Source organism: Cohnella luojiensis (genome assembly GCF_004564235.1).
GTDB lineage: Bacteria > Bacillota > Bacilli > Paenibacillales > Paenibacillaceae > Cohnella > Cohnella luojiensis.
In genome coordinates, this window is sequence record NZ_SOMN01000097.1 from 1 (window position 1) to 1,334 (window position 1,334).

The 1,334-nt window shown below is 36.9% G+C and carries 1 protein-coding gene; it reads right to left on the reverse strand.

Annotated features, from left to right (window positions below; genetic code table 11):
* Positions 1–187 precede the first annotated feature (187 nt).
* Positions 188–1,051, reverse strand: coding sequence for a polysaccharide deacetylase family protein (locus tag E2980_RS23880; protein ID WP_135154710.1), 864 nt, complete (start codon positions 1,049–1,051; stop codon positions 188–190).
* Positions 1,052–1,334 lie beyond the last annotated feature (283 nt).

A 1,334-nucleotide genomic window follows, 5' to 3' on the forward strand; every position in this document is an offset into this window, starting at 1 on the left:
AGACACCCTGCCAGTCCTACTCCTGTTGGAGTTAGGACCTCTGCTTCGGCTACGGCACTTTAAAGGGTAAAGTTACCGAGTGGATTTGAACCACTTAGATTGTGCGACTGTGAGGCGCACAAAGAAACCACATGGAGTTGTTATACTCGCATGTGGTCAGAATTAGAAGAATAAGAGGAAAAAGTAATTAGTTCCTGCTTTCCTCCAATATTTCGGGGAATTCCTTCCAAACCTCATTTTCAGTATTTAAGAATTCTTTTATATCCTGATACTTCAATTCAAATTCTGTATGATCACCTGCACCATGAAGAGTGGTTAAACTAATGCCTAGAGAATCCTTTGTAAAATAACTGAATGTAAAGTTGCTAATCTCAAATGAGGAATCAGCACCGTTAAGATATTTGAGTAGTTCATCCGAAGTAGTCCTTTCTAAAAGATAACTTTTCACTACATCGTCATGGATATTTTTTGCTATATGTTCCCTGAACTTTTCAACAAATTTTGCATCGAGTTTAATTACATCCTTTAGCCTTATCTTCTTACCATGTTTAATATCTATATTTATCGTATAAAACAAATCCAGTGGGTAAGCAGCCTCTTCTGAATAACTAGACCCTCTATATTGAACACTCAGCAAGTTTTCACTCTTCCATGTAATTTCATAATCAATATCCATAGAGAGATCGTAATCAGCAGTACTGCTAAGATAGTCATCTAAGGGGACAAGTGCTTCGAATTTTAACAATTCATTTATTTTTTCTTGTCCTTTACTATTATCTGTTCCAGTGACTTGTGGGTACCTTATAGTTATTTCTTTGTCAGTGTAGCTTTCATCGACTATTGAATAAGGTATGTTCTTAGTAGTTTGGGACTTTTCTTCCTCCTTTGAATTATTATTCCCACTATCTGTTATATTCGTTTCCTGAACAACTTGAACCTGCTCTGATTCTGGAGTTACGGTTGCATTAACGTCTAGATTTTTTTTATTACACGATGTGATCAATAGAGCAATTAGAAACATTGTAATTAGTACCTTCACTTTTTCTCTCATTTTATTGCTCTCCCTCTACTTGGTTGTAAGAGTTAAAATCGTTCCAGCCTAACACTTCTACTTTATTATCTTTCTAACAATTTCATATTCCTTCTTCCTGTCATCCCAATTTATTGGGTCCTTTTTACGTAAGCGTCAAATCTTCCCCACCTTCGTTCCCTTCAACGGTTATGGGATAATCCTCCTCAGTATCAAATCGAGGAGGATTTTTCATGACCAAAGAAGATGTTCGTAAGAAATGGGAAGCTCGCGTCACTGCTTACCGATCTAGCGGCGAGAAAGC